The organism is Agrobacterium sp. CCNWLW32 (assembly GCF_037083425.1).
Classification (GTDB): domain Bacteria; phylum Pseudomonadota; class Alphaproteobacteria; order Rhizobiales; family Rhizobiaceae; genus Agrobacterium; species Agrobacterium radiobacter.
This window is the reverse complement of the sequence record NZ_JBAOJM010000013.1, coordinates 125,178-147,173: the sequence shown is the minus strand read 5'-3', so window position 1 is coordinate 147,173 and position 21,996 is coordinate 125,178. Positions and strand designations below refer to the sequence as shown.

Sequence of the window (21,996 nt, the reverse complement as noted above, 5' to 3'; positions counted from 1 at the left end):
GCTTCTTCATTCGTCCGTCCTTTAATGGGCCGGACTCTAATCCAATCTGGAGGAAATTCGCAGTGGCAGGTCACAGGTTATCACACTCTCGAAGAGCACATCGAAATTGATAGCCTGGTCGATCGCGGCAGGCTGATGGCCGGCCTTCTGGCGACACTGGATTGAGGACAGATTGATGACAGGCGACATCACCCGGCTTTCCGCAGCTGCGCTTTCCAGGGCAATCCACTCGCGGCAGGTTTCCTGCCTTTCCGTAATGGAAGCCTACCTCGATCGCATCGATACTCTCAATCCGGCCGTGAACGCGATCGTCTTTCGTCGATCAAGCACAGAGTTGCTGGACGAAGCGCGCGCCTGTGACCGGGAACTTGGGGAGGGGCGCTCGCGGGGCTGGATGCACGGGTTCCCCCAGGCGATAAAAGATCTCTCCGAAGTTCAGGGCCTGCCATGTTCTTGGGGGTCCCCGCTCTTTGATAATTTCGTTTCCAGCGCAGACAGTCTCCATGTGGAACGCGTCCGCGCCGCAGGCGCGATTTTCATCGGCAAGACCAACACTCCCGAATTTGGCCTCGGGTCCCATACGACCAACCCCGTTCACGGCCCAACCCGAAATCCTTATGACGCGACCAGAAGCGCCGGCGGTTCTTCGGGTGGCGCGGCGGCGGCGCTCGCCTGCCGAATGCTGCCGGTCGCAGATGGCTCTGACATGATGGGCTCGCTGCGCAATCCTGCTGCCTTCAACAACGTAATCGGCTTCCGGCCGAGCTTCGGTAGAGTGCCAGGCGCAAAAGGGAACGAGCTCTTTCTCGGCCAGCTTGCCACTTCTGGCGCAATGGGCAAGACGGTGGAGGATGCCGCCCTGCTTCTCGCAACGCAGGCGGGTTATGACCGGCGCGACCCTCTTTCCCTGGCGGACGAAAGCCTGGCAATCCGCAGTCCTGCAATAACCCAGGGAATGAAAGTCGCCTGGTTCGGTGATTTCGGCGGATATCTTCCCTTTGAAGCCGGCGTTCTGGATGTTGATCGCAAGGCTCTTGCCGTTCTGGCGAACATGGGTTGCGTTATTGATGAACTTGTGCCGGATTTTGAACTGCCGAAGCTGTGGGAAGCGTGGATGATATTGCGCAGCTTCAACGTGACCCACGGTCTGCGCACCTTCTATGACCAGGCAGAAACAAGGTTGCTTCTTAATCGGCAACAGATGTTTGAATTCGACATCGCGCTTTCCTGCAGTGCCACCGACATCTTCAATGCGTCCGTCGTCCGGACGGCCTGGTACCAGTATCTCTGCAAACTGTTTGAACAGTATGATTTCATTTTGATGCCGAGCGCACAGGTATTCCCTTTCGATATCGACCTCTCTTGGCCGACCGAAATCGACGGCAAATCCATGGACACCTATCATCGCTGGATGGAGGTGGTGATCGGTCCCACGCTGGCTGGACTTCCCGTGGCAGCCGTTCCTGCGGGTTTCGGGGTGAATGGCCTGCCTACTGGTATACAGTTGGTGGGACCACCACGCCGTGACCGGGAAACGCTGGAATTTGCGCTGGCGTATGAACAGTCCGCTGAAATCCGGACAGGCGATGCAGTCGCCTGAAGGTCTGGCACGCTCCAGGCCGTCTTTTGAAACGTGAGCCGGTCTGAAGAAACTGGCGAAACACCAGATCCAGGCTTCGATTATTTTCGTCGCGATGAGTCGGGAAGCTCGCAGTCAAGGCGCCGCAGCCGCCTAATGGCGCCTTGGAAAGCTGCGGGCAGTTTTCCCAACTTTCTATTCCCGGGAAACGGAGTTTGAAGGCGTTGATAAATGCAGGGCTGCCGTGGCGGTCATTACTCGTCCGATGCCGGGCGTTTGCCGCTTTCGGGTGCACGGCGCGATCGACATTGGTTTGAGTGTCGGCAAGTGCGCGGCAAAACGACGGACGGAGGTTAGTAGCCGCAGCCACTTTCCGGGATACAGCCGGTCCATTCGGGCTCGACATAATCGGTTCTGCAGGCAATTGATTGGGAGGTATCCGCCTCCCACTCACGCACACGACATGCGTCTCGCCCACATGATATCGCCGGATCAAGCCCGCGGCGGGCGGCTTGATCCGGCGATAATGCCGGTTATTGCTCCGGCAATTCAATAGCATTGGTCGACGCCGAATTCCCCAGGGGCCTGGCAGAAAACTCGCCGCCGGGGATTTTATCGACTGAACCTGTTGCCCTGATCGCTGACCGGGCCTCGTCCTGGCGTCGCCGTTCCCTCTCCGGCTGTCTCTCAGTTTCCGGCTTCGAGAGCATCGCGAACTTCTGCAATTTTCCCTGTGTCTGTTCCGGCGCCCAGAATGCTCTTCGCCTCGGCAAGCTCCTCGTCGGTCACCGGCCTGTTTGCCAACTGTTCCAGCGCCGAAACCAGCGCAGTCTCGCTAAGCGCGGGATCCGTGGGCACGGCCGTCACCCCGTACTGAATTTCGAATTCCGCATATGCCTTCACGTAGGCGGCAAGCGCTGCCATCTTGGGATCCTTGGACTTCAGATAGGCATGGTAATTTCTCTTCATCGAATTAAGGCTGCCAGTGCCGGGCTTTGCGCTGTGCGTTTTCGATTTCTCGCCGTGGTTTTTTGAGGGCTTGTTTGAATCATGCGATTTCAATGATGTCGAAGAGCCCCTGTGCGCGGATGAGTTCGAGGAAGCCCGGCTTTCGCCGGCGCCGGATTTGCCTCCACCATGGCCTCCCCCGTTGCCACTGCCGTTTCCGCCGCCATTGCCACCACCATTGCCGCCGCCACCACCACCGCCGTTTCCGTCCTTGGCAAAAGCAGCATGCATGAGGCCGACGGTATCTCCTGCCATGGGGGCAACGGCGAGGACAAGGCCAAGGCTTGCGGTACCGATCACAGAGCGGATTTTCATGAGAACGTCCTTCATAAAATTTGCCGCCGCTTCAGTTCGAGCCGCGGTGCCAGCAGTTGTTGCGCACTACAATATTGCCGAAATTTCAGGTTTCTACTCCGCTCGGACCTATGCCTTGGGCATTCGGACCATAGTCCGATTGATCGCGCCCGATGGTCCCTGATTGTATGGAGTGAGAACGGGCTCATCTTCGGGGCAAACCCGCGCCTCCCCGAGGCAACGGTTGACAATCCGCTTTGCCAGGATAGCTATAAAGGTTGGGAGATGAGTGCTGATAATGCGTGTTCTGCCGACAGGCCGTAAATACAAAGTGCCTCTGACAAATCTCGTCGCACGCTGGAATTCTCAATCCCTTGCAAGGCAATTCCTGCTTGCGGGTGGTTTTGTCGCGGTCTGTGCGATGGTTATCGTGGGTTACTTCGTTGCCAGCCTGATCGAAAACGCCGTGACGCGTAACTCCGCAGCGACGACAGCGCTTTATGTCGACAGCGTGATCGCCCCTCTTCTGCCTGATATGCAAACCACCCATGCTCTGGACGATTCGATAACGCGGGCCCTGGATGAGACACTTGGTCAGGGCGCACTTGGAAAGCGCCTTTTTTCATTCCGGCTCTGGCGCAGCGATGGAACAATTCTCTATTCCAGCGACAAAAATCTTTCCGGCAAGCAGTTCCCGCTTTCTGATGACCTCAGAACGGCGTTTTCCGGCCGAATGGCAGCAAGGTTCAATCGGATCGGTGACGTCGAGAGCGAGGCTGAACGCGACAGTGAAAATCCACTTCTGCAAATCTACAATCCTGTCCTGCAGCCCTGGTCCGGCAAAGTCGTCGCCGTCTCTGAATTTTTCGAGGTAGCCCATGATTTCGAGTGGAGCCTCAATCAGGCTCGGCTGTTGAGCTGGTTCATGGTTGCTGCATTTACGATGACATTTTTTGTCCTCCTGTCGATTATCGTCTTGCGTGGAAGCCGTACTATTGACAGCCAGCGCAAGGCGCTCAGTGATCGCGTCGCTGAACTGTCCGCCCTGCTGCGGCAGAACGAAGCTTTACGTGCACGTGTTCAGCGCGCCACGCAAAGGGCCACCTCGCTTAACGAGAGCTATCTGCGCCGCATCGGTGCTGACCTGCATGACGGTCCCGCACAATTGGTCGCCTATGCCTCGTTACGCCTTGACAGCCCGATGCTCACCGATCCTTGCACTCCTACCGAAGATCGCGAAGCATCCTTGACGAACATCAAGACAAGCCTCGATGACGCTATGGCGGAAATCCGCGGTATTTGCAGCGGGCTGATGTTGCCCCACATAGAAACGGATAGCCTTGCTGACCTGCTGAAACGTGCGATCCTCGCGCACGGGCAGCGTACGGGCGCTTCTGCCGAACTCTCGTTGAACAAGACGCCTGCAAGCCTCTCGACCTCGGCAAAGATATGCATCTATCGCTTTGTACAGGAGGCACTGAACAACGGATATCGCCATGCCGGCGGCGTCGGGCAAAAGGTTGCGCAAACATCTGAAGACGGACTGATTATCATCGAAGTTATCGATAAAGGACAGGGCTTCCGCGTGAGCGATGTTTCACCCCAGAAACTCGGCCTTGCCGGCCTGAGGGATCGTGTTGAAAGCCTGGGTGGCGTCTTCCATCTTTTTTCATCCGAGCGTGGGACCACCGTGCGAATGTCCCTTAACATCGAGGAAATGGAGCAGGCATGACGGCGCAGCAAATCAGCCTGGCAGTTGTGGATGATCACCCCCTCTTCAGGGAAGGTGTCATCCGAAGCCTGATGGAAATGGACGGGTTCAACGTCGTCGGAGAAGGAGGCAGCAAGGAAGACGCGCTACGCATAGCGGCAGAGCACCGACCGGATGTCCTGCTGCTCGATATCTCCATGCCTGGAGGCGGGCTCGAGGCTATCCCGCTTATACTTGACCAGGTGCCCGGCCAGAAGATCGTGATGCTGACGGTTTCCGAGGCAGGCGATGACGTCATGGCAGCGGTGAAGAGTGGAGCGAAGGGCTACGTCCTGAAAGGGGTTGGGTCACGTGCACTTGCTGATATCATTCGAAGCGTCGCGGCAGGCGACAGCTACGTTGCGCCGACCCTGTCTGCACGCCTGATTTCGGAAAGCGGATCAGGCGCAGGGGCCAATCCCTTTACCGCGTTGACGGATCGTGAGCAGGAGGTACTGGCGCTTGCATCTGCCGGATTAAGCAACAAGCATATCGGTCTCAAGCTGGACCTGCACGAAAAGACGATCAAACACCATATGACGCAGATCTTCACCAAGCTTGGCGTGAGCAACCGGACGGAAGCCGCGATGGCGTTTCGCGACGAGATTGACAGACGCCGTTAACGAAGGAACGATCTGAGCCGCTGCTCGTCTGCGGTCGTTGCATCGCGGTTGACGATTGTTCGGCCTTTCGCGTCCTTCATCACGTATCGTCCGCGCTGGACACTTTCGCTGATGCCATCCCTATGGCGAACAGTCAGGGCACCGCGACCTGAATTCGCCGCGTCATTAACATCGGTTTGGCTTTTCGCAGCATTACCGGTGCCCGACGATTGGCCGTTATTGCTTCCCTTGCCGCCCGAATTGCCGTTGCTGCCACTGTTACCGTTGCCGCCACTGTTGCCGCTACTTCCTCCGTTCCCGCTACCTCCTCCGCTGCCTCCGCCTCCGCTGCCTCCACCGCCACCATTCCCGTTGCCATCCTTGGCATCGGCCACCTGTTCAGCAACGATCGCCGAGACACCGTGAACTTTTATTGTGTAGGGAGCAGCCGTGTTGAAGAGGGTTAGCACCAGGCAAGGGAAGATGGCGATCAGCTTGCGACGCAATAACACCTCTTGTCTCCTGACGTTTGAATTTGATCCGGCAGCATGCGATTTTGCAGACGCCAGTTGGCAATTACTCAATTTCATACAAGTCGTCACTACGCCTTGAGTGGTCAAGCCCAATCGAACGGTTACGACTTAAGCGATCGCTTGAGCAACCCTTTGTCTTCAAAAATCTCAGACTAACGTCGCAGGCGAGACAGACTGAAGTCAAAAAGCGCGCTGCCAGGCAACGGAAACGAGCGGGAAATCGAAATCGACGCTGTAATGCTATGGAACTTCAAGGCCCGGCGACAGCACCTTCACGAACTGCGACCTTGTCAACTTCGGCAAAGCCGAGACAGTTTCTTCAGGTTCCTGAGGAACACTTTGTTGGAAATCTGAATAGATGGCAAACTGCTGGGAATATGGACAAATTTGCTTGGCGTACGATTTCGCCCTGATCTTGTTCTGACCCCTGACGGCGCCTTCGCCTGTGCTGCCCTGCTTAGGTAACGAAGAGCTTGCCAATCTATCGAAAAGATCGACCATGAGAACCGGTGGTCGCAAAAAACAACCAATAGGATAAGCTCCGTCTCGGCGTATGGTATTCGAACGCACATCTAAAGGGAGAGAGGTTCACCATGAAAGCTTTGCTGCTGTCCGTCACATTTGTTCTGGCGGCGTCAACCTTCGCGTTTGCAGATGAAAGTTGTGGCGACAAAACCAACCAGACTGAAATGAACGTCTGCGCATCTGAATCGCTGAAGAAATCGGATGCAGAAATGAACAAGGTCTACAAGGAGATCGAAGGGCGACTGAAGGACGATGCCGATACTACCAAGCTACTCGTTGCAACACAGAGGGCATGGATCGCGTTTCGCGATGCCGAATGCAATTTTCAAACCTCAAACGTTCGTACTGGGACCGTATATCCGTTCGTCAACAGCTCATGCCACGAAGGTCTGACCCAAAGCCGCACAGAAGACCTCAAAGGTTACCTGCAGTGCACCGAGGGCGATTTGGACTGCCCGGTCCCGGCAGCAAACTGAACATCTTAAATCCGCTCCGCCCGCTCAACTCAGGTTGGCCGGGCCTTATGCTTAAAACACCCCGAAGCGCGTAGCAAAAGTTGGCCATGGCCAACTTGTATCGCTACGCCATCGGAGATGGCAGGTTGGCAGGGTCTGCGACATTACCAAGGCGGCAGCTAGCGTCCTGTAAGTGTCAAGCTCTGCCACTTCGTCGAGCACTATGAGACGCGAAGTCCGCCGGCGGATCGAAAAGGCTGGATTTGCGACGACCGGTGGAAGCAGGCCTTCAAATCGATGACCGCCGATGGGCAACTCGCCCGAGATGACTGGTTGGTTCATGCCGACTTCCGAGCGAAGAGCGTGCGCAACGGTCCCGATCAACATTTCTGCTGCCGACGCCGACATTTCCCCGGCCGCCGCAATACCCCGACCGATATACTCGATGAACAGTCTGCCGTCGGGATTGAGCATCACTTCGACCACCGCGCCTTCATCAAGGGCCGAGCAAAGCTGGTCGCCGAGCGCCTCCTTAAGCTTTCTGACAAGCCTGGCATGGGACGAGGGATGAGCCACAAGCCGCTCCTTTGGACGTATTGGGACGAAATTCCATCATTGAGCAGTAATTTGCCGGCTGAAGTTTTTCGAAGATCAATGAGGAGACCGGGAGAATCCCCGCGACAGCTGTTGTGGTGCCGATTTTCTTGACGGGACCTATGCGCCGCAGTGGCCATTCGACACGGGAGAGGATGCGTTCGAAGCGCAAATCGGTCACGGTTACAATCTCGGTATAGCCGGCGAGTAAGGACCACTCGACGATCCCCGCAAACATGGCGAGCGTCGTCTCGTGAGCCCTGTTTGATCGCCCGGCCACTTCGTGAGAGGTGTCTACGCAGAAGCGCGAACTTTCGATCATGGCATCGTGGGGGTGGAGATTACCGTCGGGAAGGAGCGATGAGAAAACATCGCCAACCATCGTGGGGCCAACTGCCGGAAGAAGGCGCGCGCAGCCGAGCACGTGATCGCCCTCGGAGACGGCGAGTATGTATGTCGGTCCCAGATCGTCAAAAGCGTCGCGTTCGTGTCCGCCGTGGACGTGTACGTCCCATCCCAGGCGTCCTGAAAATACCCGCGCACGAAGTTTATGGTGCTCTTCCAGCAGTTTTTTCTCGCCTTCGTTGCGAGGTGCGGCGATAGCCATGATGTGCATGAAGTTCCCCGTTTTTCTTTGGATGGAAATCAGCACATTCGGGAATCGGGCGGCAGTTGGTGAATTCTACAAATCCGGGTTCTTTCACATCGCGGCCCTGGGAGGCTGTACAGAGATCCCGGACCGGTTCCAAACGGCGGGCGCTTGCATAGTTGACCCTGGGCCGAACGACAATCAAAGCTGCCCGTATTAAAGTGTTAAGGCATTGGAAAGCCAATAAAATAACGCAATAGCAGCGCCGCCTTTGTTCAGGACGTACGTGGTTACGTTAAGAGTTCATTAACTTTTAATCTCTGGACGCGACGCGAGAATCGTGTTGTACCTTTGGCGGGCTTTGGGCGGCAAACCGAACTTTGTCCGCCAAGGGGGCGATATGGCGATAGCGAACAAGATTGAAGCAACAATTGCTCGGAAGGAAGATGCAGGCGGCAAGATTGCCCGCCATGCAAGCCTTTTGTCGCAGCAGTTGCAGGAACTGCGCACACGCATGTATCCGCCGAAGTCGGAGAAAAGCCTGCGCCCCTTCCTGACCAATGAAGTTTCAAAGCTGACGTCCATACCTGATTCCACCCTGAAACTCTTGTCGAGTGAAGGGCGTGGCCCGATTCCCGGACGTCTGGAAAACAATCATCGGGTCTACACCCTGGCCCAGATCAACGAGTTGCGGGAACTCTTCGCTAGCCAGAAGCCGGCAGACGCGTTGAGATTCCTACCGAGACGCCGCGAGGGAGAACACCTCCAGGTCGTGGCCATTGCCAACTTCAAGGGTGGCAGTGCCAAGACCACGACCTGTGTTCACCTTGCACACTATCTCGCCTTGCAGGGCTATCGTGTCCTCGCACTTGATCTCGATCCACAGGCCTCGCTTTCTGCTCTTTTCGGTGCGCAGCCCGAGTTTGACGTCGGCGCCAACGAGACCATCTATGCGGCGTTGCGCTATGACGACGCCGAGCGTCGATCGATCCGCGACATTATTCGCAAGACCTATTTCGACGGCATCGACCTGATCCCGGGCAACCTCGAGCTCATGGAATATGAGCACGAGACGCCAAGGGTACTGGCGCAGAAATCCGGTTCTGGGGCAATTTTCTTCGAGCGACTGAAGCTGGCGCTGGCCGAGGTCGATCAGGATTATGACGTGGTTATCCTCGATACGCCGCCGTCCCTCGGATTCCTGACGCTCAGCGCAATCTACGCTGCCACAAGCATGATCATCACCGTCCATCCGGCGATGCTTGACGTGGCTTCCATGAGCCAGTTCCTGTTGATGATGGGAGACCTGATCAGCGTGCTGAATGAAAACGGCGCGCAACTTGATCAGGATTTCATTCGCTATCTCGTCACCCGTCATGATCCCAACGATGCGCCCCAGTCTCAGGTTGTCGCCATGATGCGCCATCTGTTTGGTACCGATGTGCTTCTTCCAACCCTGATCGAAAGCACAGCCGTCGAGGCAGCAGGACTTGCAAAACGCTCCATCTACGAACTCGAAATGGGCCAGATCGGCCGTGACACACACAAGCGAGCCCGCGAGGCGGTCGACGCCGTCAATGAAGCCATTGTGAAACTGATCAACACCAGTTGGGGGCGCACATGACCAGCAAGTCATCGCGTAAATCCATCGTAGCAAATTTTGGGTTGCTCTCTGCGGAACTGGAAAACCGGCTGTCGCCGGAGAACCCTGCGGCCGCTCCCCAACCCGGTCCATCCGCTCGTGTCGGTGCGGGCGTGATTGGTGCGGCGCACCGGGCGATCGACGACATCAAATCGGAACGCGATCGCCTGAAGGCGCTGGTCGAGGCCGGCGGAGGCGCCATCCGCGAACTCGATACGTCCAAAATCGATCCCTCGCCCTTTCCCGATCGTCTTCCTGACGATGATGCCTCCGATTTCGAGGCGTTCAGGAATTCGATCCGCTCCGAAGGCCAAAAGGTTCCCATCCAGGTCCGAAAATCACCGTCCTCACCTGACCGCTATCAGGTGATCTACGGCCACCGCCGGCTCCAGGCCGCCCGGGACCTCGGAATTCCGGTTAAGGCGATCGAGGTAGAGATTTCGGACGTTGAACTGGTCATCGCACAGGGTATTGAAAACGCCGATCGCCAGGATCTGACCTGGATTGAGCGTGCCCTGTTTGCCCGCCGTATGGACGATGCCAATGTGAAGTCTCGCGATATCAAGGCTGCCCTGTCCATCGACGATCCTGAACTGGCACGCATGCGGTCCGTTTACCGCGCCGTCCCGTCCGGAATCATCGAAGCAATCGGGCGGGCGGCGAAGGTCGGCCGTCCGAGATGGGCCGACTTTGCAAAGACTTTTTCCGAAAGGCCGGATCTGCACGATGCTGTGAGCAAGGCTTTATCCGTCAGCGCCGAAAAGCGCCTGGGATCAGACCAGAAGTTTCTGGCAGCATTTAATGCTCTGAAACCGAAAGCTCCCTTGAAGGAGACTGGCAAAGTCATTGCTGGCCCCGCAGGCGAGCAACTGGGCAGGCTTGTGCGTACGGCCAAAGAGGTTCGTATTTCAGCGTACACGCCGGCCTCGGTGGAATTCCTGAGCTTTATTGAATCAGAGTTGCCAGCGCTGGCCGAGCGCTTCAGTCGTGAGAAATCGAAGAACTGATCGAAGCCGCAAGCGGATTTTGGCACGAATTAAGGAAGGAAAGCGCGCAAAAGAAAAAGGCCCCCGAAACGTTGCCGTCATGGAAGCCCTTCTCGTTGTGTGAGAGCTTGAGAATCGCATTTCCATGAAACCTAGTCAAGAGTCTTTGGCGCCGTTTCGGTGAGCGTTCTTCTTTTGCCTTTTTGAGAGGCGAAGACATGGAAGGTGGACAAGTGACGACGCCCTTTGGGCGGCGACAGGTTACCCTTGCGCTTGTGAGGCGGCAGATCGCCACCAGCAGGATCGAGGAAGGTAAATCGGCAAACAAGTGGAAGGTTTTCCGCGACGCATCGGAAGCTCGGGAGGTGCTTGGTCTGCAGGATCGCAGCCTCGCGGTTCTCGACGCGCTTTTGAGCTTCTATCCTGAGAACGAACTGCGCCAGGACGCGCAACTCATCGTCTTTCCCTCGAACATTCAGCTGTCAATTCGTGCCCATGGCATTGCAGGCGCTACCTTGCGTCGGCATCTTGCGCTCCTCGTCGAGGCCGGCTTGATCATCCGCAAGGATAGCGCCAACGGTAAACGCTATGCCAGAAAAGATAACGATGGATCGATCGAACACGCCTTCGGTTTCGACATATCGCCGCTTCTTATGCGCGCTGAGGAGCTTGCATGCCTCGCCCAGCAGGTTGCGGCCGATCGAATTGCCTTTAGACGGGCAAAGGAAAACCTGACAATCTGCCGGCGTGATATCCGCAAGCTCATCACGGCAGCTGTTGAAGAAGGGGCTGCAGGCGATTGGGACGAAATCGAGGAACGCTATATTGCTCTCGTGAGAGAAATCCCGCGCAGCCCCAGCCTGGCTGAACTTGGCGATCTCGGAGTCAGGATGAGCAGTTTGCGTGAGGATATCGTCAAACTCCTGAATTCCGGAGACTTTTCATCAAAAATGAACACCAGTGATGCCCAAATTGAGCGGCACATACAGAATTCAAATACCAACCCTCCTAATGAACTTGAACCAAGCTCTCGAAACGAGCTGGAAGCGAAGCCGAGTGAAAATGGGCGGGCCGTGCATGTGCCGATAAAGGCTTTCCCGATTGGACTTGTCTTGCGTGCTTGCCCGGAAATTTCGAACTATGGGCCTGGAGGGGAGATCAGAAACTGGCGGGAGCTTATGACGGCTGCCGTGGCGGTTCGATCAATGTTGGGTGTCAGCCCGTCGGCATATCAGGAGGCCTGTGAGGTGATGGGTCCGGAAAATGCGGCGGTGACCATCGCTTGCATTCTTGAGCGCGGCGGTCACATCAACTCAGCGGGCGGATATCTGCGGGATTTGACAAGCAAGGCGAAGCGCGGTGAATTTTCACTTGGTCCGGTCCTTATGGCTCTGCTGCGTGCCGGCGGCCACAACGTCAAAGCCGCTGGGTGATATTGGGCTCGCACAGGTGATACCTCCAGGGCGCTCTTAGCTAGTGGTTGGTAACGTTGACCAAAGTGGCGAGGCGTTTACACGGTAAAAGCCGCCGCCCTACCCTGCCGTGGATTGCCGCTACGTCCGTTTGCCCGACCTTGCGAATGATGAGATATGGCCACCATGGTCCGTCAACACTGAACCTCTTCTGAACCCAGCGCGAAGATTGAAGATCGGCTGGTTGCATCTGGGTCGTCATCCGGTCGACGTTGCGCCATTCAAGATCGGCGCGAAAAGCCTGATACAGTCGTCGACTCGTCGATACACTTCCTTGTCTGGGAATTCGTAAGGGACTTCGAGGCCCAGAGCAGCGCCGCAGAGACTCACCCAATCAGCGAGGCAAGGACTGCTCGGGCTGTGCCGGTTATCTTCGTCGTCACTTGCCGAACCGTCACGCCGGGCTACAATGGCGTCATGCTTGACTGGTGCTTTCAAGTATTTGGAAACCGGGGAGCATTTGCTCTGGTGGCATCCAAACGATCGCAAACGCCATCCCGGCTGGAACGAAAACGGGAAAATGGGCAACAGCTACATCGGAGCGCTCGGAGAATCCCCGAGGCGACAACGTGGTTCAGGATTCCGATGGTGTGCTGGTCTCGGGCCGAACGATGCATGTGGCAGAGATACGCTTGACGGGCTGGTTTTGCGCAGCAGGTTCGCACTCGGTCTGTATACCACCGAGAAGGGACACAGATGCCAGACGAGATCGGGCTTGGACTCATGATGTACTGCCACTCTGAGTTCAGTTATCTTGCCAAGTTACTTTCATCCTTTTATTTCGACGTCATAACCAGTCCTCGTCCGGCCGATAACTGGTAAGTGGCTTGCTCCCTTACCTTCCGAAACACAATTCTGCAGCGCCTTGCGGCAAAGTATGCCCGCCACGATCGGACGGGCTTACCTTCCATAGGTTTTCCCGATGCTGGTTATTTCGAGAAACGCTCCGGTCGGAAGGTCGCGAGCATGGGATGTTCGGTTCCAGTGGCAATCTCGAAAGCAAGCAACTCGCCCACGATCAGGCCAAGCGTTGCACCGCTGTGGCTGAACGCGACATAATAACCGGGGATGGCTCCGATGGCTCCAATTACTGGCTCGCCGTCTCCCGGAATCGGTTTTCCACCGACGCTGATCGAAGCGACTTCGAGTCGCGGATTGCCCTCCAACACCTTGGCAGCCTCCGTCAGAAGTTCGGCAACAATTTCGTCATCGATCTCACAAGTGCCGTCGGCGCGCACTGTCACGCCCTCCTCTGCTGCCCAGTCAGCATCCAGCGAAAAAGTACCGCCCGGCGCTGGTCGGATAGCGACACGTGGCGTGTTGAGGACAGCACGCAGGGGATGGGCGATCGGCTTGGTCTGCACGAGAAGGGCGATCGGGGTCCCGTCCCCGATGGTCTGTCCGCTTTCTGCAGCCATCTTTGGCACGGCCGGCCCGGTGGCGAGCACGACAGCGTCCGCCCGATGGAGGTAACCTTTTGCGGTTTCGGCGCCAACGGCACGACCACCCTCGATCACGACCCGCGCAGCCCCCTGGTCCGTCACCAGAACGCCCCCGAGCCCGGAAAATTCCTTGAGAAGCACACCGATCAGTGTCGGCAGATCGACCCAGCCCTCCCCGGCATTGAAGATCGCACCCTGCGGGGTGATTGCGCCTGCGTCGAGACCCGGCGCGACACGGGCGACTTCGGCTGCGGAAAGCCGCTGCGCGTCATAGGCGAGTGAAACCTCGTGGCGATAGGCCGCGTCGATCTCGTTGCGCTCGTCATCCGCATCCCAGGTCAGGCCGCCATCGAAGCGCAGCCATTCCGCATCCGGGTTCTGTGCCGCGAGCGTGCGATAACGGTCGATGCCGGCCATACGCAGCCGATGATAGGGTTCAGAGCGCATGCGCGCCGAGTTCAGCCAGGAGAGCGAGCGGCCGGAAGCACCGTTGGCGGGCGGGCCATCATTGAGGATCGTGACCTGGATGCCGCGCCGCGCAAGCTGCACGCCGGTGGAAACGCCGAAGATACCGGCACCGATGATGACGGCCGAAGAGATGGTGTTGTCGGTCATGGGGTTGGCTTTCAATCAATTGTCATACGGATTGGGTGAAGCGATCAGGGCTCTTCCCAGTGGCCGCTGGTGGTGGAGCGGAAAAGTGCGTCGATCGCCTTCATGTTCGCGATCGCATCGCCAAGCCCTGTCTCGAGTGGCTTGCCGGAGAGAACGGCCTCGGCAAATGCATCGACCTGTTCGCGATACTGATCGACCGGCCCTATCGTAATTTCCTCGCGCCCACCGCCGGCCAGATCGCGGCCATCATCGAAGATAAGGACGGTCGGCTCATCGGCCGGTGCATTGAAGGGAATGGGGATTTCCAGACGCCCGCGCGTTCCAAGCACCGTAACCTTCTGCGTGAGGGAAAGTTGCGTGGAACAGGTAAAGGCAAGCTGCCTTCCCTCCGGAAATGCCAGCAGCCCGCTCGTCAGCCGGTCCGTGCCGAAGACGGGATCGCGCTCCATGAGCGCGATCGCCCGCACGGGTTCCGCGTCGAACAGGAAACGGGCCGTGTTGATGGCATAACAACCGACATCGAACAGACCGCCGCCGCCAATATCCACCTGATTGCGCACATTTCCGGGATCATCGAGGTAATAGGAAAAGATCGTCTGGATGGCTCTGACCTCGCCAAGGAGCCCCCCGGCGATCATCGCGCGCGCCTTCTTCCATTGCGGATGATGGCGCACCATGAAGGCTTCCGCGACCGGCAGGCCCGCCGCTTTTTGTGCGGCCGCCAGTTCCATCGCCTGCGCAGCATCAAGCGCGATCGGCTTCTCACAGAGTACGGGTTTGCCCTGCTCCAGCGCCTTGATCGTCAAGGGAACATGCAGGTGATTGGGCAAAGGGTTGTAGATTGCGTCTATTTCCGGATCGGCAAGCAAATCCTCGTAGCTGCCATAGGACGTGGCGATGCCGAAGCGGGCCGCCATCTCCTTCGCCTTGCCCGCATCGCGCGAGGCGATTGCCGCAACGCGCCCCAGGCGGCTAGACTGGATGGCGGGAATGACCGCCTTGGCAGCGATGCCCGCGCAACCGAGCACGCCCCATCGTATCGTTCGTGTCATCTTTTTCTCCTCTCGACGCTCAGAGCACTTCCGCAAGGAAACGCTGAAGACGCGGACTCTGCGGATTGTCGAATATCGCCTCCGGCGTGCCGGCTTCCACCACGCGCCCTTCGTCCATAAAGACGACCTGATCGGCGACTCGGCGGGCGAAGCCCATTTCATGCGTGACGACGACCATGGTCATGCCGCGCGTGCCGAGTTCTGCCATCAAGTTGAGCACGCCCTTGACCAGCTCCGGATCGAGCGCACTCGTCACCTCATCGAAGAGGATGACTTCCGGTTCCATGGCAAGCGCACGCGCAATGGCGACGCGCTGCTGCTGCCCGCCGGAAAGACCGCCCGGACGGTGATGCTGGCGGCTCGCAAGACCAACATCGGCAAGCCTTGCCTTGGCAATGCGCTCGGCCTCGGCTGCCGGCAGGCCCTTGATCTTCGTCAGCGACAGCATGACGTTTTCCAGCGCCGTGTGATCCGGAAAGAGGTTGAAATGCTGGAAGACCATGCCGACCCGGCGGCGCAGCGTTTCCGGCTTCATGGCAAGAATGCTTTCACCATCGATGAGAATATCGCCGCTCTTCGGCTCGACCAGACGGTTTAGCCCACGCAACAGCGTCGATTTTCCGGAACCGGACGGGCCGATGATGCAGGTGACGCTGCCCGGTTTCACCGAAAGGTCGACACCCTTCAGCACGTCGAGATCGCCATAGGCCATGCCGAGACGACGCACATCGAGGCTGCCACCCTTGAAGGAGACACCGGTGGCGCGGGCTGCACTGTCGAGTTCACTAACCTCCTCCAGCCCGCTGGTGATGGTCGAGGGGCGCTGCTTGCCAATCCGCAGGCGATTGTCGATCGCATTGACGACATGGGTGAGCGGCACGGTGACGATGAGATAAAATACTCCCGCCAGCAGCAGCGGTGAAAGATTGCCCGTCACCACCGCCTGGTCCTGTCCTACGCGAAAGATCTCACGCTCGGAGGCCAGAAGCCCAAGGAAATAGACAAGGCTCGAATCCTTGACGTTGCCGATGAACTGGTTGACGAGGGCCGGCAGCACGCGGCGCACGCCCTGCGGCACGACGATAAGGCGCATGCCCTGGCCATAGCTCATCGACAGCGCCCGGCAGGCTTCCATCTGGCCGCGGTCTACGCTCTGGATACCAGAGCGGAAAATTTCGCCGATATAGGCGCCGGCAATCAGGCTGAGCGCCATAATGCCGAGTGGATAAGGCGACGGGCCAAAGAGTTCGCGGCCGATGCGGGCAAAGCCCTGACCGATCAGGAGGATTGTAACGATGGCCGGCAGGCCGCGGAAAATATCGGTATAAAGGCGGGCGGGGATGCGCAGCCAGGGCGAGCGGGAAATGCCCATGATGGCGAGCATCATGCCAATGGCGACGCCAAGCACCGTCGAGGTCGCAGCCAGGATCAGCGTATTCTTCAGACCGACCGTAATCATGGTCGGCAGCACTTCGGCCATGGCGTTCCAGTCGAGGAAGCTACGGCGCAGGTTTTCAAGCCAGTTCATCAGGATATCCCTTGAAAGAAAGGCCGGTCCGACCGGTAAGGGCCGGACCGGAAGGCGGCATCACTGCTTGGGAAGATATGCCTGCGGCATCGGCGTGCCGGGGAACCATTTTTCGTGCAGCTTTTTCCAGGTGCCGTCCTGCATGGCCTCTTTCAGGCTCTTGTTAAGCGCCTCGCGCAATGCATCGTTACCCTTGCGGATGACGAAACCGGCCGGTGCATCGAAGCTCGGAATATTGACCGCAACCTTCAGCGCCGGGTAACGGGCGGAATAGTCCTTTGCTGCCTCGAAATCGAGGAAATGGGCATCGACCGTGCCGTTGTTAAGCGCGGAAACGGCAGAGTTGTTGTCCGGGAACTTCACGAGATCGGTGCCGGCAAAATTCTTTTCGGCATAGATTTCCTGAAGCGTACCCTGCACGACGCCAAGACGCTTGCCCTTGAGGCCCGCTGCATCGGTGATGCCGGCCTCCGAAGTAAGGACGCTCAGGAAACCTGCTAGATAACCGTCGGAGAAATCAACGGTCTCCTTGCGCTTGGCCGTCGTGCCGATTGCGGCGGCTGCAACATCGAAGCGGCCGTTGGCGACCGAGGGCATCAGGGCCGAGAATTCCTGGCCGGTGAAGACCACCTGTTCCTTCTTGAAGCCGAGGCGTCCGGCGACATTGAGGAAAAGTTCGATGTCGAAACCGGTAAAGTTACCGTCGGCGGTGGTGAAGGCATAGGGCTTGGCATCGCCCATCGTACCGACACTTATGGTGGCGGGATCGATGAGGCCAAGCGGATTGTCGGCAAGCGCCGGCGTCGCCGCGCCTGCGAGGACACCGAGCGTGGCCGCGATGGCGGTAGCGCGGATTTTGGCAAAGGGGGAAGTGAAGGCTTCGGTAAATCGCATTTGTTTCGTCTCCTCTGGTGTCGTTGTCTGCGATGTATTCAAGGCGCACGGGTCCCATCCGGACGGCGGCGTGACCTCACCCGCCCGGCCCATGCAGTTCGCATGTCGGAAGTCTTTTTTATATTTGAGACCGGTCTCAATTAGAAAGAGACCGGTCTCTTTGGTTATTGGCAATTGTTATCTTCGCATTTGCCAGTCGTCAAGTTCTCTTGTAAGCCTATCGTTTATGGACAAGAGCCTATCAAAAACTCCTTCCGTGACCGTGGCTGACGTTGCGCGCAGCGCGGGCGTCTCAAAGGCCACCGCAGCACGTGTGCTCGGCGGCTACGGAACCGTTAGCGACCGGGTGCGTGAGGCCGTCACAGCCGCCGCAGCTTTCCTGGATTATCGTCCCAATGAGCTTGCCCGCAGCATGACGACGGGCCGCTCCGGCACAATTGGTGTCGTGGTGGGCGATATCGAAAACCCGTTCTTCAGCCTTGGCGTTCGCGGTATCACGGATGTCGCCCGACAAGCGGGATTTACTGTCATCCTCATCAATTCGGGTGAAGATGTTTTGGTCGAAAAAGCGGCCATCCGTAACTTGCTTGCCAGGCGTGTAGACGGCTTCATCGTTTCTCCAGCTAAGGAAAATGATGTCGAGCACCTGCACGAGGTTATTCGTTCAGGATTGCCGCTAGCCCTGCTTGATCGTGGGAGTGACACCCTCGAAGTGGACACGGTCCTTGCAGATGACCGTCATGCTGCAGAGAGCGTCACTCGCCGACTGATCGGGCTTGGCCACCGGCGCATTGCCTATATCACCGCCTGCGACACGCCGGATCATTGCTTTCACACGTCAAAGGACATCAACACCGGCTCAGTCCGGCGTCGTATCGAGGGATATCTTGATGCCTGCCGTAAGGCGGGCCTCCCGGGCATGGAGAAATGGGTGAAGGTTGGCGCTGTGACGCCGGAACGCACACACGGGATAGTCACCGAAATGCTCCAATCGCCAAACCGTCCGACCGCGATTATCGCATCAGACAGCATCATCGGTATCGAGGTATTCAAGGCTCATCGCGATTTGGGAGTAAATATTCCGGGCGATGTGTCATTGGTGTCGTTCCACGATGCAGACTGGACATCCGTAACCACGCCTCCGATAACCGTTGTTAGGCAGCCCGTGTATGAACTGGGAGCGAGTGCGGCCAAACTTCTTGTGGATCGGTTGAATGGCGGAGATCAAGCTGCCCGCAAAGTTGTCCTGAAAACCGAAGTCGTTGAGCGCGCCTCAATACAGGCCGTTTAATATTCGCTGCCTGGACCGTTTTTTGCTATCCGCCGTGCCCCTCCCCCTTGGGAGCTCCATCAAGTTCGTCGTGTCGGGTCCATCCGGGATCAGCTGCTTAAACTGCGTCCTGTTTCGTTTCCTGGAGAGACTTGAGCGCCGCATCACAGCGGGGATTGGAAGCGAAGCGCTCCGTGTTGGGAATCTCAAAAGTTTGAAAAAGACCGCTTTTCAAGGCGAGGCCAAACTTGAGGCAGTCGAAAGGGAAAAAGAGAACGGGCCAGCCGTGGCGTCATACGGCAAGTGCCCCGGAAGACAATACCCGGGTCCTGGTGACGAGCCGCCCCTTGGAGGAGGGTCCAGCACAGTCGGAGCTCATATATTGGACCGATGGCGAACCGGTTGGAACAGACGGCTGGTGAGCTTCGATCTCTTCACCAGGCCAGATAATCGTATACGCGGAACCGGAATTGAAGGTTGCCATTACCGGCGGCTGCCGCGCTTGGGCCCTCGGCTGGCTCCCCGTGAGAGCGGGAGGATGACCGCGAGCTTTTTGGTGCCGGGAAGTGATGCTTGGCATTGCAACGGATTTGCGGAAACTCTGTACTTAATGATCAAGCACGTGAGGTCTCCCCTCCCCTCCCCTCCCCTCCCCTCCCCTCCCCTCCCCTCTTCCGCGGAAACGGCATCGCAAGTGTGCCTGCCTCATCCCGGTGTCTTTCGCACAGGATGGCCTGCGGGCATGCATTTCATCGTTAGAGCATTTTCGATCGCCGCACTCGAGGCGGTGTTGTCGGAGACGCACCAGCCCTCAGGCGCCACGAGTTTGGAAAAGAATCTGATCTCATCGTCACCATAGGCGTAATAGTAGCTTTCAGGATTTCCGTGTAGACGAACACATCGTGGGGGCTCGCTGAAGGTTTCGGCAGGCCACACGGGCGCGGGATCGGCGAAAACGTGGTCAATCTTGTGTGTCTCCAGCAGATCAACTGCCTCTTGCGACGACCAGCTTCGGTGTCGAGCTTCAATGATAATCTTGCCTTTATCGGCCACAAGCATTGTCCTGAGTGCGTGATCCAACGTTCGGACATCGAAAGTCAACGATGGCGGAAGTTGATACAAGAGCGGTCCGCGCTTTTGGCCTGGTGGCCCAGGGTCGTCTGTGAGAGTCTCAAACGGTTCTGAGATGTCCTTCATTACGCGCAGATGCGAAATCTCTCTGGGCACCTTTGCGGAGGATCGAAAGGTCCGGGCACGGCGTCAGCCCGTCGGGCTAAAGTCGACGCTTTGTACGGACGGTAGAAAGTGGAGCTGATTTCGACTCCGTCAAGGTTGGACGCGGACCGTTGAAGAGCTACCCCCCTCCCCCCGGGAACTTTTCCGTCGCCTTCCTGGGTATGAACCAGGCTGCCGTAGCGACCGCGATTGTCAGCAAATCACGTCTTCTCTGCCTTGCGTTGCTGGGTCCAGTTCAACTGGTGAAGTGTCTAGGCTCGGCTCGAAAATTAGTTTCGGCTATGTTCGCCTTGAAACCTTGTCAGCTGACAAGGTTCCACCGTGGTAATACGGTCCCTAAGTCAGGCGGATTATCAAAATGTCACGTTACTAGGAATCGGTGGATGCTCCGATCCGGTAAAACCTTGTCAGCTGACAAGGTTTTAAGCCGGAGTTCCGCGGGTCTTCGATGTCTATTCCCACCATATAGGCAACCAATTCAGAATATGCCCTATGAGGCTTGTACGCCCGATCTGCGCGTAGATACCTCTCCCCTGCCTGTCAACATTGTTGCGGAGATCTTGAAGAAACTAGGCGAATGACCGCCGTGGGCCAAAAGCAGCCGTCTAGTATTCGCTTCGTGGCTCTTCTTATAAGAGCGGATTTCTGCCGATCCTCGCCGAAACCTGCTCGAATGACCGGGAAACCGGAGGTTTCCGCTCGTCCCAAGGCGACCGACATTCGATTTGCGCCGCGAAATTAATTACCATCGATAAACGTTGGATATCTGCCGGACCTGACAAGGAGGACGGAACGAGGCAAGTTCTCGCTTGGGCCGATGCTTATGGCACTCCTTCGCACGCATGGAGAAGGGGAGGAACGCTCAGCATGAGACGTTCTCACTTGCGTGCTCAAGCCAAGGATCATCTTATCACACGGGATACGAAGGCATTGTCAGCCGTACCTGTCGGGAAATTGCCCAGTAAATACAGTCGGATGGCGGGATCCTATATGTCGCCTTTCCGAGATGATCGAAGCAGTCAGCTCATACGACTTCCGCCCGCCATTTGCCCGGCGTCACTCCAACGACGCGGCGGAAAGTTCGGGTGAGGTGACTTTCATCGGCAAAGCCACACGAAGCCGCAACTTCCGAAAGCTTGCTGCCCCACAGGAGACTTTCCTTAGCGCGCTCTATCCGCCTTCGGAGAAGCCATTCGTAAGGTGCGAACCCTGTGGATCGCTTGAATCCATGCGCGAACTGGCTCGTGCGAAGACCGCATAGCTCAGCGAGTTCGGCAAGTCCAATGCTCCCAACGAGACTGGTCTCGATGACGTCCTTAGCCAACCGCTCCTGCCAGGTGCTAAGCCCCCCGACAATCGGGCGGCGAATAGCGAGATCGCCATAATGCGCACAAAGATAGATCCCGAGGCTCCACATGTAATGATCCGCCATCAAGGGATCCATTGTCTCCGGCGCGTCGAAGAACGGATAGATCCTGAGGGCAAGGCGGCGAAGAACCGGATCATCGGTCATATGGTATAGGCTGTTGCCCAGATGCGTGACGCACGGCACTTCGAGGTCGTCGGCAATCTCCCGCATGAAACTACGCTGCAGGATCACTTCCTGTGTATGCCGCGGTGTCGTGAAATCAATGTGGGCGAGTTCCGAGACGTAGAGAAAATGCGTCTGCCCCTTGCGGTTGGGGTGGGAGTAATAGCGCCCGTCAAGGAACACCTCACTCCGCTCGTCATTGAAATGAACGCCGATGCTGTAGGCGCCCTCCCAAGTCGGAAAATCGGGGTTACTTGCGGTGGGCTTAAAACCGTAATTCACGTCGGCGGCGATGAGCCTCGAACATGAGAGACCGCGCACAGACAGTTTTAGCTCTGTCTTGTGCGGCAGACCGATGGGAACGGTCGCGACTTCCACAAGCTTCACATTCAGGGTCAT

General features: G+C 57.5%; 17 protein-coding genes and 1 pseudogene. 8 read left to right on the top strand and 10 right to left on the bottom strand.

Going from position 1 to position 21,996, the window contains the following annotated elements; all coding sequences use genetic code 11:
* The first annotated feature begins 175 nt into the window (after nucleotides 1–175).
* A complete protein-coding gene (locus V6R85_RS22025; RefSeq protein ID WP_112540268.1) occupies nucleotides 176–1,600 on the top strand; it encodes an amidase in 1,425 nt (474 codons plus the stop codon).
* A gap of 666 nt (nucleotides 1,601–2,266) precedes the next feature.
* Here V6R85_RS22025 and V6R85_RS22020 read toward each other — a convergent pair.
* Nucleotides 2,267–2,902 carry a hypothetical protein gene (locus tag V6R85_RS22020; RefSeq protein ID WP_336377203.1) on the bottom strand — a complete coding sequence of 212 codons (636 nt, stop codon included), beginning with the start codon at nucleotides 2,900–2,902 and terminating at the stop codon, nucleotides 2,267–2,269.
* 277 nt (nucleotides 2,903–3,179) lie between these two features.
* Here V6R85_RS22020 and V6R85_RS22015 point away from each other — a divergent pair, with 277 nt between their 5' ends.
* Both V6R85_RS22015 and V6R85_RS22010 read left to right on the top strand, forming a co-directional pair.
* Entirely contained in the window at nucleotides 3,180–4,613 is a 1,434-nt protein-coding gene (locus tag V6R85_RS22015) for a sensor histidine kinase (RefSeq protein ID WP_336377202.1), read from the top strand.
* The gene (locus V6R85_RS22010) at nucleotides 4,610–5,254 is read left to right on the top strand and encodes a response regulator (protein WP_080865335.1); all 645 of its coding nucleotides are present in this window, start codon (nucleotides 4,610–4,612) and stop codon (nucleotides 5,252–5,254) included. The genes V6R85_RS22015 and V6R85_RS22010 overlap by 4 nt, the downstream gene beginning before the upstream one ends.
* On the opposite strand, the gene V6R85_RS22005 is transcribed toward V6R85_RS22010, so the two are convergent.
* A complete protein-coding gene (locus V6R85_RS22005) occupies nucleotides 5,251–5,745 on the bottom strand; it encodes a hypothetical protein (protein ID WP_077998747.1) in 495 nt (164 codons plus the stop codon). The genes V6R85_RS22010 and V6R85_RS22005 overlap by 4 nt on opposite strands.
* A gap of 614 nt (nucleotides 5,746–6,359) precedes the next feature.
* Between V6R85_RS22005 and V6R85_RS22000 the strand changes: the two genes are divergently transcribed.
* Complete coding sequence (locus V6R85_RS22000; protein ID WP_020808206.1) at nucleotides 6,360–6,767, top strand: lysozyme inhibitor LprI family protein; 408 nt, start codon at nucleotides 6,360–6,362, stop codon at nucleotides 6,765–6,767.
* A 189-nt stretch (nucleotides 6,768–6,956) separates the two neighbouring features.
* On the opposite strand, the pseudogene V6R85_RS21995 reads toward V6R85_RS22000, so the two are convergent.
* Nucleotides 6,957–7,322: pseudogene (locus tag V6R85_RS21995) on the bottom strand (P-type conjugative transfer ATPase TrbB); the annotation flags it as partial.
* Entirely contained in the window at nucleotides 7,279–7,956 is a 678-nt protein-coding gene (gene traI, locus V6R85_RS21990) for an acyl-homoserine-lactone synthase TraI (protein WP_080865333.1), read from the bottom strand. The gene traI and the pseudogene V6R85_RS21995, both read right to left, overlap by 44 nt.
* Nucleotides 7,957–8,329: 373 nt before the next feature.
* Between traI and repA the strand changes: the two genes are divergently transcribed.
* The 3 genes from repA to repC all read left to right on the top strand — a co-directional run bounded on the left by repA (nucleotide 8,330) and on the right by repC (nucleotide 11,990).
* Nucleotides 8,330–9,553: a plasmid partitioning protein RepA gene (repA, locus tag V6R85_RS21985; RefSeq protein ID WP_060727476.1), complete on the top strand. Its 1,224-nt coding sequence runs from the start codon at nucleotides 8,330–8,332 to the stop codon at nucleotides 9,551–9,553.
* Nucleotides 9,550–10,578, top strand: a complete 1,029-nt coding sequence (repB, locus tag V6R85_RS21980) for a plasmid partitioning protein RepB (protein WP_087747348.1) — start codon at nucleotides 9,550–9,552, stop codon at nucleotides 10,576–10,578. The genes repA and repB overlap by 4 nt, the downstream gene beginning before the upstream one ends.
* Nucleotides 10,579–10,775: 197 nt before the next feature.
* Entirely contained in the window at nucleotides 10,776–11,990 is a 1,215-nt protein-coding gene (repC, locus tag V6R85_RS21975; RefSeq protein WP_111785295.1) for a plasmid replication protein RepC, read from the top strand.
* A 968-nt stretch (nucleotides 11,991–12,958) separates the two neighbouring features.
* Here the strand turns inward: repC and V6R85_RS21970 are convergent.
* From V6R85_RS21970 to V6R85_RS21955, 4 genes are read right to left on the bottom strand one after another with little or no spacing between them, the layout of a single operon-like run.
* Nucleotides 12,959–14,086, bottom strand: coding sequence for an NAD(P)/FAD-dependent oxidoreductase (locus V6R85_RS21970; RefSeq protein WP_111785296.1), 1,128 nt, complete (start codon nucleotides 14,084–14,086; stop codon nucleotides 12,959–12,961).
* Nucleotides 14,087–14,130: 44 nt separating this feature from the next.
* Entirely contained in the window at nucleotides 14,131–15,138 is a 1,008-nt protein-coding gene (locus tag V6R85_RS21965) for a Gfo/Idh/MocA family protein (RefSeq protein ID WP_336377201.1), read from the bottom strand.
* Nucleotides 15,139–15,157: 19 nt separating this feature from the next.
* A complete protein-coding gene (locus V6R85_RS21960; protein WP_060723580.1) occupies nucleotides 15,158–16,666 on the bottom strand; it encodes an amino acid ABC transporter permease/ATP-binding protein in 1,509 nt (502 codons plus the stop codon).
* A 60-nt stretch (nucleotides 16,667–16,726) separates the two neighbouring features.
* A complete protein-coding gene (locus tag V6R85_RS21955) occupies nucleotides 16,727–17,560 on the bottom strand; it encodes an ABC transporter substrate-binding protein (RefSeq protein WP_223567600.1) in 834 nt (277 codons plus the stop codon).
* A 226-nt stretch (nucleotides 17,561–17,786) separates the two neighbouring features.
* On the opposite strand from V6R85_RS21955, the gene V6R85_RS21950 reads away from it, so the two are divergent.
* Nucleotides 17,787–18,851, top strand: coding sequence for a LacI family DNA-binding transcriptional regulator (locus V6R85_RS21950; RefSeq protein WP_112592346.1), 1,065 nt, complete (start codon nucleotides 17,787–17,789; stop codon nucleotides 18,849–18,851).
* A 684-nt stretch (nucleotides 18,852–19,535) separates the two neighbouring features.
* Here the strand turns inward: V6R85_RS21950 and V6R85_RS21940 are convergent.
* The gene (locus V6R85_RS21940) at nucleotides 19,536–20,027 is read right to left on the bottom strand and encodes a DUF72 domain-containing protein (RefSeq protein ID WP_236760301.1); all 492 of its coding nucleotides are present in this window, start codon (nucleotides 20,025–20,027) and stop codon (nucleotides 19,536–19,538) included.
* A 1,063-nt stretch (nucleotides 20,028–21,090) separates the two neighbouring features.
* Nucleotides 21,091–21,996, bottom strand: a complete 906-nt coding sequence (locus V6R85_RS21935; protein WP_336377200.1) for a helix-turn-helix domain-containing protein — start codon at nucleotides 21,994–21,996, stop codon at nucleotides 21,091–21,093.

What these genes read in the sequence shown, in the direction of transcription:
- traI (WP_080865333.1), bottom strand. Translation starts at nt 7,956, where the DNA reads ATGCACATCATGGCTATCGCCGCACCTCGCAACGAAGGCGAGAAAAAA.
- repC (WP_111785295.1), top strand. Translation starts at nt 10,776, where the DNA reads ATGGAAGGTGGACAAGTGACGACGCCCTTTGGGCGGCGACAGGTTACC.
- V6R85_RS21970 (WP_111785296.1), bottom strand. Translation starts at nt 14,086, where the DNA reads ATGACCGACAACACCATCTCTTCGGCCGTCATCATCGGTGCCGGTATC.
- repB (WP_087747348.1), top strand. Translation starts at nt 9,550, where the DNA reads ATGACCAGCAAGTCATCGCGTAAATCCATCGTAGCAAATTTTGGGTTG.
- V6R85_RS22010 (WP_080865335.1), top strand. Translation starts at nt 4,610, where the DNA reads ATGACGGCGCAGCAAATCAGCCTGGCAGTTGTGGATGATCACCCCCTC.
- V6R85_RS21955 (WP_223567600.1), bottom strand. Translation starts at nt 17,560, where the DNA reads ATGCGATTTACCGAAGCCTTCACTTCCCCCTTTGCCAAAATCCGCGCT.
- V6R85_RS22025 (WP_112540268.1), top strand. Translation starts at nt 176, where the DNA reads ATGACAGGCGACATCACCCGGCTTTCCGCAGCTGCGCTTTCCAGGGCA.
- V6R85_RS22020 (WP_336377203.1), bottom strand. Translation starts at nt 2,902, where the DNA reads ATGAAAATCCGCTCTGTGATCGGTACCGCAAGCCTTGGCCTTGTCCTC.
- V6R85_RS21935 (WP_336377200.1), bottom strand. Translation starts at nt 21,996, where the DNA reads ATGACCCTGAATGTGAAGCTTGTGGAAGTCGCGACCGTTCCCATCGGT.
- V6R85_RS22015 (WP_336377202.1), top strand. Translation starts at nt 3,180, where the DNA reads ATGCGTGTTCTGCCGACAGGCCGTAAATACAAAGTGCCTCTGACAAAT.
- V6R85_RS21940 (WP_236760301.1), bottom strand. Translation starts at nt 20,027, where the DNA reads ATGAAGGACATCTCAGAACCGTTTGAGACTCTCACAGACGACCCTGGG.
- V6R85_RS21950 (WP_112592346.1), top strand. Translation starts at nt 17,787, where the DNA reads ATGGACAAGAGCCTATCAAAAACTCCTTCCGTGACCGTGGCTGACGTT.
- V6R85_RS21965 (WP_336377201.1), bottom strand. Translation starts at nt 15,138, where the DNA reads ATGACACGAACGATACGATGGGGCGTGCTCGGTTGCGCGGGCATCGCT.
- V6R85_RS21960 (WP_060723580.1), bottom strand. Translation starts at nt 16,666, where the DNA reads ATGAACTGGCTTGAAAACCTGCGCCGTAGCTTCCTCGACTGGAACGCC.
- V6R85_RS22000 (WP_020808206.1), top strand. Translation starts at nt 6,360, where the DNA reads ATGAAAGCTTTGCTGCTGTCCGTCACATTTGTTCTGGCGGCGTCAACC.
- repA (WP_060727476.1), top strand. Translation starts at nt 8,330, where the DNA reads ATGGCGATAGCGAACAAGATTGAAGCAACAATTGCTCGGAAGGAAGAT.